The sequence below is a fragment of the Sinobaca qinghaiensis genome (assembly GCF_003610495.1).
In the GTDB taxonomy this organism is placed as follows: domain Bacteria; phylum Bacillota; class Bacilli; order Bacillales; family Marinococcaceae; genus Sinobaca; species Sinobaca qinghaiensis.
Genome location: NZ_RAPK01000007.1, coordinates 504,307 through 519,294, shown reverse-complemented (window position 1 = coordinate 519,294; position 14,988 = coordinate 504,307). Strand labels below are relative to the sequence as shown.

Below are 14,988 nucleotides of genomic sequence, written 5' to 3'. Positions count from 1 at the left end.
GCACCCAAACTACAACCGCACATGACTAGGTTTTCAAGTCCTTTCAGGCACCTAAAGTGGCGAGTCTTAGTAAAACAGGAGGTGCAAAGTATGTACGCAATTATTGAAACAGGCGGAAAGCAGATCAAAGTAGAAGAAGGACAGGAAGTCTACATTGAAAAGCTGGATGCGGAAGCTGGAAATTCTGTAACATTTGAAAATGTAGTATTTGTCAGCGGTGATGATGCAAAAGTAGGAGCTCCATTTATTGAGGGCGCTACAGTAACAGGCAAGGTCGAAAAGCATGGCCGCGCCAAAAAAATCATCGTCTATAAGTTCAAGAAAAGAAAGAACTATCGTCGTAAGCAGGGTCATCGTCAGCCTTACACTAAAGTAATTATCGACAAAATCGATCTTTAGGATAGGAACGATATGATAAAAGTAACGATTAATAGAAGAAATGATCAATCCATCTATTCTTTTTTAATGTCAGGCCATGCCGAATCGGGTCCGTACGGATACGATTTAGTATGTGCAGGAGCATCAGCTGTTTCTTTTGGAGCAGTGAATGCTGTTACGGCTTTATGCGAAGCCGAGCTTGAAATTGATTTAGGAGACAACGGCGGATTTTTACAGTGCATTCTTCCGGAGGATGAAAGTTCACCGGAAGCACAGATCCTGCTCGAAGGCATGATTGTTTCTCTTCAAACGATTGCCGCTGATTACAGCGAGCACATCAGCATTTCCGATCACGGGAGGTGAAGACATATGTTGAGATTAGATCTTCAGTTTTTTGCATCGAAAAAAGGTGTAGGTAGTACGAAGAACGGTCGTGATTCCAAATCAAAGCGCCTTGGTACGAAGCGTGGAGACGGGCAGTACGTAACAGGTGGTTCTATCCTTGTTCGTCAGCGCGGAACCCGTATCTATCCAGGTACGAATGTAGGAATCGGCGGCGACGATACATTGTTTGCCAAGATCGACGGCGTAGTGAAATTTGAGCGCCTCGGGAAAAAACGCAAGCAGGTAAGCATCGTAGCAAAAGAAGCATAGTAGTATAAGCACTGTCTCTATCGTTATAGAGGCAGTGCTTTTTTACATAGAATGGAGGGAAAGAAATGAAAATAACAGTAGTGGGGTTCTGGCATGCGTATCCGGAGGCAGGGGAGGCGGCTTCCGGCTATCTCATAGAAGAAAACGGCTTCAGCGTATTAATAGACTGCGGCAGCGGAGTGGTTTCCAACGTCCAGCGCTATATAAAATTAGAACATATTGATGCGGTGGTAGTTTCTCATTATCATAATGATCATGTAAGCGATATTGGAGCTTTTCATTACTTCCGTCTTCTGCAGCCTTATATTCAAACTGCCCCGGCAAAGCCTGTGCGGGTTTTCGGTCATAGGGACGATCGCAATGGTTTTTCCGGACTTTCTTATAAAAACATTGTAGAAGCAGAAGCATATGATGAAAATACCCCGCTTCAGATTGGACCGTTTGTTTTTCAGTTTTATCCTGTTCAGCACGCGGTTCCCTGTTTTGCTATGAGAATCCAGGGAAACAGCGGCTGCCTGTTTTATACAGCCGATACGTCCTATTTTGAAAAAATGGCGGAGTGGGCAGAAGGCGCTGATTTGTTAATAGCAGAAGCCAGCCTTTACAGCGGCCAGGATGGTTCAGGACCCGGCCACATGAACAGTGTTGAAGCCGGCCGGCTTGCAGCGCATGCTGAAGTAAAAGAACTGCTTCTTACTCACCTTCCGCATTTTGGAAACCATCAGCAGCTCGTGAAAGAAGCTGCTTCTGTATATGACGGGATGATTCATTTAGCCGCTTCCGGATGGAATAAAACGATATAAAAATTTTCCCTTCCAATAAAAGTTGGATGGGATTTTTTTATTTAAACCTTGTTCTGACGGGGAATAATCGTTGGATGAACTTTGCATTTACATAATCTTTACAATACGCCTATTTTGGCTTAACAATTCTCTTCTATACTAGCAATTGTGAGCAGGAGAGATAATTTACTCCGCACTCAGCAACACTACTTAGACAATGAGAGAAAAAGGGGAGAAAACATTATGCGTATGAAAAAAGGTTGGATGGCTCTATCACTTGCAGGACTTATGGCAGTTTCCGCATGCGGAGGCGGCGGAGAAGAAACAGAAGAGGAAGCATCCGGTTCCGGAGAAGGCTCTGGGGAAGAAGCTGCTTCAGGTGAAGGAGAGAACGAAATCGCTATTGACGGATCTTCAACCGTTTTTCCAATAATGGAAGCTGTCTCTGAAGAATATCAAGCCGAAAATCCGGATATACGGGCGCCAATCGGTGTTTCGGGCTCCGGTGGTGGATTTGAACGGTTTATCGGTGGAGAAACCGATTTAAGTAACGCGTCCAGAGACATTGAAGATGAAGAAGTGGAACAGCTTGAAGAAGCTGGTATTGATTATATTGAACTGCCGTTAGCCTACGACGGATTATCCGTTGTTGTAAGCCAGGAAAATGATTTTATTGACTCGCTTACAGTAGAAGAGCTTCAAACCATTTTCATGGATGGAGAAGCTGAAACATGGAGCGATGTTAACTCTGAATGGCCTGATGAGCCAATTGAGCGTTTCAGCCCTGGTACCGATTCAGGAACGTTTGATTACTTCGTTGAAGAAGTGCTCGAAGATGGAGATATTTCCCGTGACGCCCAGTTGTCAGAAGATGATAACGTACTGGTTACTGGAGTGCAGAGCAATCCAAACGCAATTGCCTACTTCGGATACGCTTATTACGCAGAAAACCAGGATTCCTTAAAAATTGTACCGATTGATAATGGAGACGGCCCAATTGAGCCGACAGAAGAAACAATTAATGATGGCACCTATGAGCCGTTGTCCCGTCCCCTTTTCACTTATGTAAAAACGGAATCCCTGCAGGAAGAACACATTTTGGACTACGTGAACTTTACCAATGAAAATGCAGGAGAACTTGCTTTGGAAGTTGGCTATATTAACCTGACAGACGAAGAGTATGAAGAGAATGCACAAATGATTGAAGAAGCTGCAGCGGACGCCGAGTAACCGTAGATAAATTAACAGGTGAAAGCGAGACGAACCCAGTCTTGCTTTTCTCCTTTTTATAAAGACTAACTAAGTATATATGGGGATCAAGGGGGATCATAATGGAAAACCGTCCAAAAAAGTCGATAAGCCAGCAGATTGAAGAAAAGTCCTCAAACCGTGGGCTGACAAATGCAGCAGAAAAAATTATGCCAAAGTTATTTCTAACATGTGCTGTTATATCGATTTTAACTACTATTGGTATTGTCGTTACACTTATGGCAGAAACATTTACTTTTTTCTCAACCGTTTCTATTGTAGAGTTTGTTACAAGTCCGGACTGGTATCCGGTATTTTCGGAACCGGATTTTGGTATCAGGCCGCTGATTATAGGAACACTGATGATTGCAGTTATTGCGATGGTTATAGCTATTCCTATAGGACTCGCAGCCGCCATTTTTCTGAGTGAATATGCAAGTGATAAAACACGGAGAACGATTAAACCTATTTTGGAAGTATTAGCTGGAATTCCAACGATCGTATACGGATTCTTTGCTTTAACTTTTGTTACACCGGTTCTGCAGAATGTTATCCCAGGACTGGGAGTATACAATGCACTCAGCCCGGGTCTGGTAGTAGGCATTATGATTATCCCTATGGTGGCCAGCCTTTCTGAAGATGCGATGAGTGCGGTTCCCGGATCGATGAGAGAAGGCGCCTACGCGCTCGGTTCCACAAGATTAGAAGTGGCAATGAAAGTGGTCGTACCGGCAGCTCTTTCCGGTATTCTGGCATCTTTCGTACTCGCTATCTCAAGAGCGATTGGGGAAACGATGATTGTTACAGTGGCAGGCGGTGCAAATCCAACAACCGATATGGATATTACGAATGCCGTACAGACAATGACTGCTTATATTGTGCAGGTAAGCCTCGGAGACGTAGGATACGGTACGACAACGTACTACAGTATTTACGCTGTCGGCATGACATTGTTCCTTTTCACCCTGCTGATGAACGTCATTGCCTATTTTATATCGAAGCGATTCAGGGAGGTTTATTAAATGGCTCTACCAGAACAGGATGCAGCAACTGTAGCGGATTATCCTGAAGTAGAAGATAATTCAAATGAAAAAAAACGTCAATTAAAAAATAAAATATTCAAAGGTATATTTTTCGGAGCCGTCCTATTCAGCCTGCTTATGCTGTTGATATTATTAGTACGGATATTCACTCAGGGAATTGGTTTTTTAAACTGGGAATTTATGACTTCCTTTGCTTCAAGAAACGCAGATGAAGCAGGAATTCAAGCTGCTATTGTCGGTACGTTCTGGATGATGGTCGTTACCGCGCCGGTTGCTTTCGTACTCGGTGTCGGTACGGCAGTCTATTTGGAAGAATATGCACCTACAAACAAATTTACTGCTTTGATCCAAATGAATATTTCCAATCTGGCAGGCGTTCCTTCTATTGTATTTGGACTGCTCGGCCTGACTATTTTTGTAAGAGAACTTTCCATGGGACGAAGCGTGCTGGCCGGTGGACTTACGATGGCGCTTCTTATTCTGCCCATTATCGTAGTTGCTTCCCAGGAAGCGATCCGTTCCGTTCCTTCAGAAATGAGAGAAGCATCTTTTGGTATGGGAGCAACAAAGTGGCAGACAATGTTCCGTATTATTTTTCCAGCGGCTCTGCCCGGTATATTAACAGGGAACATACTTGCCCTGTCCCGTGCTATAGGAGAAACAGCTCCATTAATTATGATAGGTGCATTAACCTACATCGCATTTTTGCCGGATAATGTATTTTCACAGTTTACGGTTATGCCTATTCAAATATTCAACTGGACGAGCAGACCACAGGAAGAGTTTCACTTTATTGCAGCAGCAGGAATTATTGTTCTGCTTGCTATGCTTTTACTAATGAATTCCATCGCCGTGTGGATTCGAAATAAATTCCAACAAAGATTCTAAGGGGGATCCACAATGCAATCTGAAAAAAAGAGGGATACTATGCTGCAGACGGAGGATAATCGTTCAACCAATCAGGTGAAAAAAGAAACAAGCAATGTTTATAAAGTTGATAAGTTAAATCTCTGGTATGGAAAAGATCAGGCGCTGAAAGATATCACACTCGACATTCCCGAAAAAACAGTAACGGCTATTATCGGACCTTCCGGCTGCGGAAAATCAACATTTATTAAAACGTTGAACCGTCTGACAGAAATGGTTCCGATTGTAAAAACATCAGGTGAAGTCTACTATCGTGATAACAATATTTTTAATAAGAAATTCAGCGTCGAAAAATTAAGAACCAAAGTAGGGATGGTATTTCAAAAGCCGAATCCATTTCCAAAATCCATCTATGAAAATGTGGTATACGGCCCGAGAATCCACGGGATTAAAGACAAGAAAGTCCTTGATGAAATCGTAGAGAGAAGTTTAAAAGACGCGGCTTTATGGGATGAAGTAAAAGACAGGCTGAAAGAGAATGCGTTTGGTCTTTCAGGCGGACAGCAGCAGAGACTCTGCATCGCACGCTGCCTGGCAATTGAACCAGACGTGTTGTTAATGGACGAACCGACTTCTGCTCTGGACCCTATTTCTACATTAAAAATAGAAGAGCTGGTTCAGGAATTAAAGAAGAAGTACAGCATCATTATTGTAACTCACAATATGCAGCAGGCAGGTAGAATCTCTGACCGGACCGCCTTTTTCTTAAATGGGGAAGTCGTGGAGTATGATGACACATCCAATATTTTCTCTTCGCCGCAGGATCAGCGGACCGAAGACTATGTATCCGGACGTTTCGGTTAAGAACGGAGGTACAGCAGATGAATGTACGAAGTACGTATGAACAAGAATTGGCTTCGCTGCAGGATGAAGTATTCAATCTGGGTAAGGAAGTCATCCAAACGTTTGAACGTGCTATGGAACTTCTTGATAAAGGAAAAGGACATCTGCTGCAGGACATTATAGACTATGATAAAGTAATCAATAAAAAAGAGCTTGAAATCCATGATAAAGCGACATTAATGATTGCGAAGCAGCAGCCGGTAGCTACTGATCTTCGAACTACCATTGTAGCTTTGAAGATATCGAGCGACCTGGAGCGTGTGGGAGATCTTTCCATTGATATTATAAAAGCTTCCAGGCGGATGACTGCTTTTCAGCCCGAGCATAAAATAGAAGAAATGCGGGAAATGGCTTCTATCGCAGTTTCTATGCTGGATCGGGCGCTGTCGGCCTATAAGCATAAAGATTTAATGACAGCTCAGCAGATTGCGGTTCTGGACGATAAAGTTGATGCAAAATATAAAATGTTTGTACGTGGACTATTCGCTATGTCTATTGAGCAGAATGAAATAGAAAACATCGCCCAGCTTGCTTTTATCGGGCGGTATATTGAACGGATTGCAGATTATGCTACCAACCTGGCGGAATGGATTGTTTATGAACAGAACGGCCAGCATTTTGATCTGAATTAAAACACTGTAAAACGTATCTTCATTAGAAGATACGTTTTTTCTATTTTCAAATCTATTTTATTACATAAGGTTTTATAGTAAATTTCTATGGTCAAGGAAACAGAAATACTTAAATAATCATAAGAGAATGCCGATAGTTAGTAGGAAGGACTCCATAAGCAGCAAAGAAATAGAGGACGTGGAGAAGGGAGAAACCGTGGATAATAAAGAATATTTGACATTGTTTATTGAAGAAAGCCAGGAGCATCTGCAGGCTGTAAATACACACCTGCTGGAGCTTGAGAAAAATAACGGCAGTAAAGACATTATCAGTGAAATCTTCAGGTCTGCCCATACGCTGAAAGGAATGGCAGCTACGATGGGCTTTGAAGATCTGGCACATTTAACCCATCATATGGAGAATGTGCTCGACCAGATTAGAAACGATCAGCTGACAGTGACGCCGGCTGTTCTGGATGTTGTTTTTGAATCGGTGGATGATCTGGAATATATGATCAATGATATATCCAGCGGAGGAAGCGGGAAAAAAGATGTACAGGGGGCAGCTTCGAAGCTTGAAGCTCTTCTTGCTGGAGACAAAGCAGCAGAAACTGCATCAGCTTCAAATGTTTCTCCTGAAAAGCACTCAGTGATACCGGAGTATGATCAGTACGAATGGGCAGTAATACAGGAATCAGAAGAGCAGGGATACCATGCACTCTGCCTGAACGTTACGCTGGACGAGCAGACGATGCTGAAAGCAGCCCGGGTATTTATGGTATTTGGCGTAGTAGAAAAAGCCGGGGAAGTAATCAACTGCCAGCCGGCAATGGCTGATCTGGAAGCGGAAGCGTTTGAAAATGAATTCACTGTTACGCTTATCACAAAAGAAGAGCCTGAAAACCTGCAGGCACAGATTGCCGGAATTTCGGAAGTAACAGATGTTCATGTTCATGTTGTGAAAAAAGAAACAGTCCAGACGAAACATGAGGAGCAGAGTATAACAGAAGAAAAAAATCAGGAGCTTTCGCCGCCTTCCAATAAAGCGGAAATGCCGCAGCGGCAGACAGAAGCTGTGAAAACCGTGCGGGTTAACACAGATCGCCTTGATAAGCTGATGAATTTATTTGAAGAGCTTGTCATCGACAGAGGCAGGCTTGAGCAGCTATCTGCAGAACTTAAACACAGTGAACTAACTGATACAGTAGAACACATGTCCCGTATATCCGGTGATTTGCAGACGATTATACTTACGATGAGAATGATGCCGGTCGAAAATGTATTCAACCGTTTTCCGCGCATGGTTCGTTCGCTGTCAAAAGAACTTGGTAAAAAAATTGAACTCGATATTGTTGGTGCGGATACAGAGCTTGACCGTACAATAATTGACGAAATTGGAGATCCTCTCGTACACCTGCTGCGTAATTCACTAGATCATGGAATTGAAACGCCGGAGGTACGAAAACAGGCAGGAAAGCCGGAAACCGGCACGGTAACTCTTCGTGCCTACCACAGCGGCAACCATGTTATGATCGAAATGGAAGATGACGGGGCAGGTATTAATAAAGAAAAAGTCATAGATATTGCATTGTCAAAAGGAATCATCGCTGCAGAAGATGTAGAGAAAAAGACGGATCAGGATATTTACGGCCTTTTATTTGCTTCCGGTTTCAGTACGGCAGCCGAAGTTACAGATATTTCAGGACGCGGAGTAGGGCTTGATGTGGTAAGAAACACATTCGAGTCGCTGGGAGGAATCGTATCGGTTGATTCAGAGCCCGGTAAAGGTTCTATTTTTTCGATTCAGCTTCCGCTGACGCTTTCTATTCTGGATGTCATGCTCGTAGAGGCCGGAGAGGAAAAATATGCAGTTCCGATTTCATCTATTGTAGAAACAGCCATTATTACCAAAGATAATATTTTCCATTCACATGGCCAGCGTGTTATTGACTTCCGCGGCAGAATTATTCCGCTGCTTTCGCTGCATCAAGTGTTTGCTATTCCAGGTTCCCAGGAAGAACGCAGCCAGCATTCTATCGTTGTTATTAACAAAGGCGGTAAAATCGCGGCTTTGATGGTTGATCATTTAGTAGGCAAGCAGGATATCGTTCTGAAATCACTGGGACCTTTTCTTCCGGATATAGCGTCCATTTCAGGTGCAACTATTTTGGGAGATGGAAACGTAGCGTTAATAGTGGATGTAAATACGCTGATAGCGTAAGGAGGAGAAAATGGAACCAGAACAGTTGGAGCATACCGAGGAAGCTGTATTAACAAAAGTTATTGTATTTCAACTCAATGAAGAAGAATTTGCTATTGATGTGCGGAGAATCCAGTCTATAGAAAAAGTGAAAAGTATTACCCGTATTCCCGGATCTGCAGCTGCTATAGTTGGAGTAATGAACCTGCGCGGTATTATTACTCCCGTTATTGAAGTAAGAACCCTTTTTCAGATACAGGGCAGGGAAATGGACGAACATACGAGAATTCTTGTACTCGTCCGGGAAGAGTACGAAGCAGGGCTTATTGTAGACGGGGCAAATGACGTCATGGATATCGATTTAAACCGAATGGAAGCCCCGCCGGAATCTTCGGGACACAGAAAGAATGAATATGTGGATGGCGTTATTATGGTAGACGGACGCCTTATTACCGTATTGGATTTGGATAAGCTGATCACCCCACTAATAAAATAAAAGAAAGCAGGGATATATGTGTCTTCAGTATTAGTTGTAGATGATGCCGCCTTTATGAGAATGATGATAAAGGACATTTTAGTAAAAAATCAGTTTAACGTAGTTGGAGAAGCAGCCAATGGCCAGGAAGCCGTTGATATGTATGAAGAGCTGAAACCGGATCTGGTAACCATGGATATTACGATGCCCGAAAAAGATGGGATTACGGCTCTAAAAGAAATTAAAAGCAAACACGGCGATGCCAATATTATCATGTGCTCTGCCATGGGACAGCAGTCCATGGTTATCGATGCCATTCAGGCCGGTGCTAAAGATTTTATCGTTAAGCCTTTCCAGGCCGATCGTGTAATGGAAGCCATTCAAAAGGTAGTCGGAGTAAAATAAAAAATGCAATAAAAAAGCGGAAGCCTATTTTAGAGGGCTTCCGTTTTAAATTAGCTGACTTAACGATAAGTCCAGCGTCTCCATAAGTTTTCAAGCGGCCCCTGGCTGAAAGCCAGAAACCAGAAAAATGTTAAAATAACCTGGGCTGCATAAATAATTAAAGCGATAAGAACCCCTGTCGATACACTGACGGTTCCAAATAGTTCCAATCCAAATCCGTAAAAGATAAAGGCACACACAATAGACTGCAGCAGGTAATTGGTCAGTGCCATCCGGCCGACCAGCGCTATTGGGAAAAGCAGTCGCTTAAACCGTTCGTGCCGGACAATCAGTACAATACTTGCTACGTAGCCAAGCATCAGAAGAGGGCCTCCAATATAATTTATTCCTTCTCCAATAGATGCTGCCGTCCAGGCCGGAAAAGAAGAATAAGAGCTATTAAGGTAGGCATACATAAAAGATAAAGGCAGTCCGGCTCCCAGGCCGGTCAACTGCAATTTTCTCCAAAATCCGGAGGTGGCTGACGGCCGGCGGAACAATTCTTTTTTACCGAAGTAAAATCCAATTAGAAACAGACCGAGAATGGAAGGCACGGTAAAAAAGATATTACTCAGGATGAGGGGAAGCTCATTACTGAGGCGGAATCCCAGCAGTTCCAAATAACTGCCGCTGCTGTATACTGATTCCGCACTGGAAATATCGGCCTGTGCCTGTTCCGCTGCAGCATCACTTGAAAAATAGTCCGCGGAAACGGCATAGCTGAGGGTGAGGAGGCCGGTTAAAAATACAGCAGAAACAGCGATCAGGGAAACACCCCAGACCAGAACGGTTTTAGCAGGAGCCCGCAGGAAATAAAGAAGCAGAAATCCGGCAGCGGCATAAGTATGTAGAATATCACCGGACCAGATAAACAAAAGGTGAATGAGGCCAAGCCCGAGCAGAAAACTGAACCGTCTAAGAAAATAAACTTTAGGCTCTCGTCCTTTTTCTGCTAAACGGGTATAAAAAATATAAGCGCCGAGCCCGAATAAAAAGGAAAACATAGGATAAAATTTGCCGACGACCAGCCAGTTTATAAGAAATTGAAACCATTCATCCATTTGGCTTAAAGAAAGCAGAGGCTCTGCTCCGGGATAGCTTTGCAGCTGCAGAGCAGGAGATTTAAAAAAAGCCATATTAGCTAAAAGGATACCCAAAAGGGCAAAGCCGCGGATAATGTCGAGCGACACAATTCTTTCATTGGAGCGGGGAGTTAAAGAAGTCATAAAGTTCCTCCTGATTGCGTATAGCGTTTCTCATTTTTATATTACACGGTAATAATGTACAGGACAATCACATTCCTTCCATTTTCATACAAGTTTTATCCGAGAGATAAACGACGGCTTAACTGGTACGGATGCAGCCGGCCTTCTTTACTGAATCATTTATTTTAAAAGGAAAAGGTTGTACTGTTAGTATAGAGAAGAGTATATTATATATCAGCGGCTTTAATTTAAGTGTTACGACTATTTTTAAAAGGATATGGTGATGTAGATTGAACGGAAATTATCCTTCAACCGAAAAGCAGTATGATATCAATATGTTTTTTGTACTGTTTTTATTTGCGGTTATCAGTTGTTTTTATATTTACTTTGCCCAGCAGATGGGCCAGTATGACACCAATTTTTATATCAGGCAGGGTATATTTTTTGTGCTGGCCTTTGCGGTGGCTTTCGTGACTGTCCATTTTGATTATGAATATTATCTGAACATGCATTGGGTACTTTATGGATTTGGACTCTTTCTGCTTTTGGCTCTGGATATCATCGGTCCTAATGAAATGATAGCGCCGCTGACGAACGGAGCTGTCAGCTGGTTTACGCTGCCTATTATTGGGTCGGTTCAGCCGTCTGAGCTAATGAGAATTATATTGATTATTACGCTGAGTGCCATCATCTATCGGCACAATCAGCGCTACAAAGAAAATGCGACTTTGAAGACAGACTTTCAGCTGCTTGGAAAAATGGCGCTTCCGATTCTTCCTGTCGTCCTTTTACTGGCAAGGCAGCCGGATATGGGAAGTGTCATGCTCATTGGGGCTGTATTTGTAGCATTGATGGTCGTATCAGGTATATCCTACAAAATTGTCAGTGTACTGATCGGTGTTCCTCTTTTGGCATTTGCCGTATTTATTTTCTTGTTTTTCCAAATACCAGCTGTACTGGACGCTACTATATTTGCATTAATGGATCAATACCAGGTAAATCGTATTAATGGGTGGCTCAATCCTTTTGAGTATGCAGATGAAGGCTTCCAGACAGTAAGAGCACTTACTGCAATCGGTGCAGGACAGCTGCTCGGAACAACCGACGATTCCATCTATATCCCGGAAGCCCATACCGATTTTATTTTTGCTGTTATCAGCTCGATGCACGGTTTCCTGGGCGGTGCGATGGTGATTACGTTATATTTTGTGCTTTTGTATCAGATATTAATGATAGCTTTCCGCTCCAATCATGCGTTTGGTAAGTACTTGTGCGCCGGATTTATCGGAATGCTGGCTTTCCAGATTTTCCAAAACATAGGAATGAGCCTCGGTCTGCTTCCAGTTACGGGCTTTACCCTTCCTCTGTTGAGTTACGGAGGTACCTCCGTTATCGCAACGATGTTTGCCCTTGGCATGATAATGAGCATCCGCTACCATTCAAAATCGTATATGTTTGATTAAAGAAGCGGCCTTTTAAAAGGCCGCTTCTTTATCTGTACAGAATCTGAGGATCGCTCTATACTAAAAAGAAAAGGGGCGAAGCCGCATGAACATCCTGATTGTAGGAGCCAACGGCAAAATTGCAAGGCAGTTGATCAAGATACTGGCAGAAGAAAAAGACTACCACATCACGGCCATGATCAGAAAAGAAGAACAGGCAGCTGAGCTGAAGGAACTGGGGGCGGATGAAACCATTGTATCCAATCTCGAAGGAGACATATCCTCAGTGTTTGAAGCCCAGGAAGCTGTCGTTTTTGCGGCAGGATCAGGAGGGCATACGGGCGCCGATAAAACGATATTAATTGATCTGTGGGGAGCAAGGAAAGCGGTGGATGCTGCTAAAGAACATGGCGCCCGGCGTTTTCTGATGGTGGGCTCTATGCGTTCGAGCAATCCTGATGAGGGGCCTGACAGCATGAAACACTATTTTGTAGCCAAGAAGCTGGCAGATGAATATTTACAGCACAGCGGCCTTAATTATACGATTGTAAGACCAGGCCGGCTTACGGACCACACGCCTTCCGGAAAGGTCCGTATCGCACCAGCTCTTGGAGAACTCGGAGAAGTAACAAGAACAGATATAGCTGAAGTGCTCGCCCGAAGCATAAAAGCTGAAACAACTTTTTTTAAAGCATTTGATGTAATTGACGGAGACATAGATATTGAAAAGGCTGTTCAGTCTATGTAAGAAGCCGGTAATTTCCGGCTTCTTTTTAAAACGGTTTCAATAAAAAAACAGCAGTACTTGAATAACCTTGTTCTTTCATGAGAAACTAATTAAAAGAGAAGCACGTCTAAATGGGGGAGATACATATGAATAAAAAAAAGCGCCGTTTTATTATGCGGCTTTCTATCCTTAGTATTCTTGCTGTAGTGCTGGGTTACGTATTTTATACCAACTTTATAAGTGGTGAGCAGATGGCTGTAACAGAAGGGGAGACTGCTCCTAATTTTCAGCTTACCAATATGGAAGGAGAGCAGGTACAGCTGGAAGATTATAGAGGCAAAGGCGTCTTTTTGAACTTCTGGGGCACCTACTGTCCGCCGTGTGAAAAAGAAATGCCTTACATGGAGAGCCAGCATCAGGCTTTTGAAAATCGTGGAGTGGAAGTTCTGGCAGTCAACGTAGCAGAAACAGAGCTGGTTGTGTCCAGGTTTTCAGATAGACATCAATTGAGCTTTCCCATTGTTCTTGATAAGAACAGAAATGTAGTCGACAGCTACGGAATAGGCCCGCTCCCTTCCACGTTTCTGATAGATGAAAATGGAGTTGTCCAGGATATTATTACAGGCTCCATGACAGAAGAGACAATTAGAGAATACATGGAACAAATTGAACCAGCCTGACGGATATTTTCCGGCAGGTTTTTTTGTGCAGAATAACCGGACAGGCGACAGAGAAAGCAGAAAAACCGTTATGATGGTATATTAGAAAGTAGCTTTTAAAATAATATATGCTAACGATGTGAAATACTGGCTGAAGGGAGCGGGAACTAATTAATAAACAAAAAAAACCGCTGGAACAATTATGTATAATCATGACAGCTTTTTTCGTGTTATTTTATTTTCCCAGTCAGGCCGCAGCTGAAGACCGGATCAACCAGCTTAACAGTGAAACCGCTGTGCTGATGGATGGAGAGACCGGCCAGATTTTATTTGAAAAAGAAGCAGATAAACGTATGTATCCAGCTTCGATCACAAAGATAGCATCTGCTATAATGACGCTGGAAACCGGCAATTTAGAGGATGAAACCACTATCAGCAGAGAAACGACAGAAGTAGAAGGAACCTCGGTATATCTGGTGGAAGGAGAAACGCTTTCCATCGATCAACTGGTAAAAGGTATGCTTATCAATTCCGGAAATGATGCAGGTTCCGCGATCGCTGAACATTATTCCGGCTCGGATGAAAAATTTGCCGGGGAAATGACGGCTTACCTTAAAGATAAAACAGGAATTGAAGACACTTCTTTCAAAAATCCACATGGTCTTCATGATCCTGAGCATTATACTACCGCTTCGGATATGGCGGAAATCACAAGATATGCAATGGAAAATGAAGAATTCCGGGAGCTCTCTGCGACAGAGAAATTTGATTGGAACAGTAAAGGGTGGGAAACGACGATCGTAAACCACCACCGTCTGCTTTTCAGTAACGAAAACGTAACGGGCGGCAAAAACGGCTTTGTAAAAGCAGCCGGCAATACCCTGGTAACGACAGCTGAAAAAGACGGCCGGGAATTAATTGCTGTCGTCCTAAAGGCTGAAAACAGTGCAAGTGCGGATGCAGACACGACTGCTCTATTAAATGAAGGGTTTACAGCGTATGAAGAGCGTGAAATAGAAGAAGGAGTAATGGAATCAGAAGACGGGATAGAATATGACATTCCAAACCTCGTCTATCTGGCAGGAAAAGATGCTCTTGTAGAAGTCACAGTGGAAGAAGGCGGATATTTAACCGTGACGGACGAAGAAAATAACGAGCTGTTCGTTCAAAAAGTAGAAGCGCTTCCGGGTCAGGAGCAGCCGGAAGAAGAAAATACGGTCGCTGCGGAAGCAGCGGGGGAAACGTTTGTTGATTTCTTCCTGGAACGCCGCGGCGAAACCTCACCAACTTTTGCAGAAGTAATTCCGGAAATGCTGCAGTATCAATTTAATTATTTCACACCATAAAGGA

The 14,988-nt window shown here is 43.2% G+C and carries 17 protein-coding genes and 1 other annotated feature; of the genes, 16 read left to right on the top strand and 1 reads right to left on the bottom strand.

From position 1 onward, the window contains the following. Positions 1-3 precede the first annotated feature (3 nt). Positions 4-77: a sequence feature (ribosomal protein L21 leader region), on the top strand. A gap of 13 nt (positions 78-90) precedes the next feature. The 12 genes from rplU to ATL39_RS06695 all read left to right on the top strand — a co-directional run bounded on the left by rplU (position 91) and on the right by ATL39_RS06695 (position 9,566). Beyond that, on the top strand, positions 91-399 hold the full coding sequence (gene rplU / locus ATL39_RS06750; RefSeq protein WP_120192525.1) for a 50S ribosomal protein L21: 309 nt from the start codon (positions 91-93) through the stop codon (positions 397-399). A gap of 12 nt (positions 400-411) precedes the next feature. Next, positions 412-741 (top strand): ribosomal-processing cysteine protease Prp, encoded by a 330-nt coding sequence (locus ATL39_RS06745; RefSeq protein ID WP_120192524.1) that lies wholly within the window; start codon positions 412-414, stop codon positions 739-741. A 6-nt stretch (positions 742-747) separates the two neighbouring features. Then, complete coding sequence (rpmA, locus tag ATL39_RS06740; RefSeq protein WP_120192523.1) at positions 748-1,032, top strand: 50S ribosomal protein L27; 285 nt, start codon at positions 748-750, stop codon at positions 1,030-1,032. Between the two features lie 65 nt (positions 1,033-1,097). Continuing rightward, the gene (locus tag ATL39_RS06735) at positions 1,098-1,835 is read left to right on the top strand and encodes an MBL fold metallo-hydrolase (protein WP_120192522.1); all 738 of its coding nucleotides are present in this window, start codon (positions 1,098-1,100) and stop codon (positions 1,833-1,835) included. Between the two features lie 222 nt (positions 1,836-2,057). After that, positions 2,058-3,044, top strand: a complete 987-nt coding sequence (locus tag ATL39_RS06730) for a PstS family phosphate ABC transporter substrate-binding protein (protein WP_245960934.1) — start codon at positions 2,058-2,060, stop codon at positions 3,042-3,044. 101 nt (positions 3,045-3,145) lie between these two features. Continuing rightward, a complete protein-coding gene (gene pstC / locus ATL39_RS06725) occupies positions 3,146-4,084 on the top strand; it encodes a phosphate ABC transporter permease subunit PstC (protein ID WP_120192521.1) in 939 nt (312 codons plus the stop codon). After that, entirely contained in the window at positions 4,085-4,993 is a 909-nt protein-coding gene (gene pstA / locus ATL39_RS06720; RefSeq protein WP_120192520.1) for a phosphate ABC transporter permease PstA, read from the top strand. Positions 4,994-5,032: 39 nt separating this feature from the next. Beyond that, the gene (gene pstB, locus ATL39_RS06715) at positions 5,033-5,836 is read left to right on the top strand and encodes a phosphate ABC transporter ATP-binding protein PstB (protein WP_245960944.1); all 804 of its coding nucleotides are present in this window, start codon (positions 5,033-5,035) and stop codon (positions 5,834-5,836) included. Between the two features lie 17 nt (positions 5,837-5,853). After that, positions 5,854-6,507 (top strand): phosphate signaling complex protein PhoU, encoded by a 654-nt coding sequence (gene phoU, locus ATL39_RS06710; protein WP_120192518.1) that lies wholly within the window; start codon positions 5,854-5,856, stop codon positions 6,505-6,507. 196 nt (positions 6,508-6,703) lie between these two features. After that, the gene (locus ATL39_RS06705) at positions 6,704-8,707 is read left to right on the top strand and encodes a chemotaxis protein CheA (RefSeq protein WP_120192517.1); all 2,004 of its coding nucleotides are present in this window, start codon (positions 6,704-6,706) and stop codon (positions 8,705-8,707) included. A gap of 10 nt (positions 8,708-8,717) precedes the next feature. Continuing rightward, entirely contained in the window at positions 8,718-9,182 is a 465-nt protein-coding gene (locus ATL39_RS06700) for a chemotaxis protein CheW (protein ID WP_120192516.1), read from the top strand. Between the two features lie 18 nt (positions 9,183-9,200). Continuing rightward, positions 9,201-9,566, top strand: coding sequence for a response regulator (locus ATL39_RS06695; protein ID WP_120192515.1), 366 nt, complete (start codon positions 9,201-9,203; stop codon positions 9,564-9,566). A 59-nt stretch (positions 9,567-9,625) separates the two neighbouring features. Here the strand turns inward: ATL39_RS06695 and ATL39_RS06690 are convergent, their stop codons facing one another. Beyond that, positions 9,626-10,831 carry a DUF418 domain-containing protein gene (locus ATL39_RS06690; RefSeq protein ID WP_120192514.1) on the bottom strand — a complete coding sequence of 402 codons (1,206 nt, stop codon included), beginning with the start codon at positions 10,829-10,831 and terminating at the stop codon, positions 9,626-9,628. 269 nt (positions 10,832-11,100) lie between these two features. Between ATL39_RS06690 and ATL39_RS06685 the strand changes: the two genes are divergently transcribed. The 4 genes from ATL39_RS06685 (at position 11,101) to ATL39_RS06670 (ending at position 14,984) form a co-directional block, all read left to right on the top strand. Continuing rightward, positions 11,101-12,273, top strand: coding sequence for an FtsW/RodA/SpoVE family cell cycle protein (locus tag ATL39_RS06685; protein ID WP_120192513.1), 1,173 nt, complete (start codon positions 11,101-11,103; stop codon positions 12,271-12,273). Between the two features lie 85 nt (positions 12,274-12,358). After that, positions 12,359-13,000 carry an SDR family oxidoreductase gene (locus ATL39_RS06680; protein ID WP_120192512.1) on the top strand — a complete coding sequence of 214 codons (642 nt, stop codon included), beginning with the start codon at positions 12,359-12,361 and terminating at the stop codon, positions 12,998-13,000. Between the two features lie 125 nt (positions 13,001-13,125). Then, the gene (gene resA, locus ATL39_RS06675) at positions 13,126-13,659 is read left to right on the top strand and encodes a thiol-disulfide oxidoreductase ResA (RefSeq protein ID WP_120192511.1); all 534 of its coding nucleotides are present in this window, start codon (positions 13,126-13,128) and stop codon (positions 13,657-13,659) included. 206 nt (positions 13,660-13,865) lie between these two features. Next, positions 13,866-14,984: a D-alanyl-D-alanine carboxypeptidase family protein gene (locus ATL39_RS06670; RefSeq protein ID WP_170146859.1), complete on the top strand. Its 1,119-nt coding sequence runs from the start codon at positions 13,866-13,868 to the stop codon at positions 14,982-14,984. Positions 14,985-14,988: the final 4 nt, after the last annotated feature.

Coding starts and splice junctions, on each gene's coding strand:
- rplU (WP_120192525.1), top strand. CDS start 91: ATGTACGCAATTATTGAAACAGGCGGAAAGCAGATCAAAGTAGAAGAA.
- ATL39_RS06745 (WP_120192524.1), top strand. CDS start 412: ATGATAAAAGTAACGATTAATAGAAGAAATGATCAATCCATCTATTCT.
- rpmA (WP_120192523.1), top strand. CDS start 748: ATGTTGAGATTAGATCTTCAGTTTTTTGCATCGAAAAAAGGTGTAGGT.
- ATL39_RS06735 (WP_120192522.1), top strand. CDS start 1,098: ATGAAAATAACAGTAGTGGGGTTCTGGCATGCGTATCCGGAGGCAGGG.
- ATL39_RS06730 (WP_245960934.1), top strand. CDS start 2,058: ATGCGTATGAAAAAAGGTTGGATGGCTCTATCACTTGCAGGACTTATG.
- pstC (WP_120192521.1), top strand. CDS start 3,146: ATGGAAAACCGTCCAAAAAAGTCGATAAGCCAGCAGATTGAAGAAAAG.
- pstA (WP_120192520.1), top strand. CDS start 4,085: ATGGCTCTACCAGAACAGGATGCAGCAACTGTAGCGGATTATCCTGAA.
- pstB (WP_245960944.1), top strand. CDS start 5,033: ATGCTGCAGACGGAGGATAATCGTTCAACCAATCAGGTGAAAAAAGAA.
- phoU (WP_120192518.1), top strand. CDS start 5,854: ATGAATGTACGAAGTACGTATGAACAAGAATTGGCTTCGCTGCAGGAT.
- ATL39_RS06700 (WP_120192516.1), top strand. CDS start 8,718: ATGGAACCAGAACAGTTGGAGCATACCGAGGAAGCTGTATTAACAAAA.
- ATL39_RS06690 (WP_120192514.1), bottom strand. CDS start 10,831: ATGACTTCTTTAACTCCCCGCTCCAATGAAAGAATTGTGTCGCTCGAC.
- ATL39_RS06680 (WP_120192512.1), top strand. CDS start 12,359: ATGAACATCCTGATTGTAGGAGCCAACGGCAAAATTGCAAGGCAGTTG.
- resA (WP_120192511.1), top strand. CDS start 13,126: ATGAATAAAAAAAAGCGCCGTTTTATTATGCGGCTTTCTATCCTTAGT.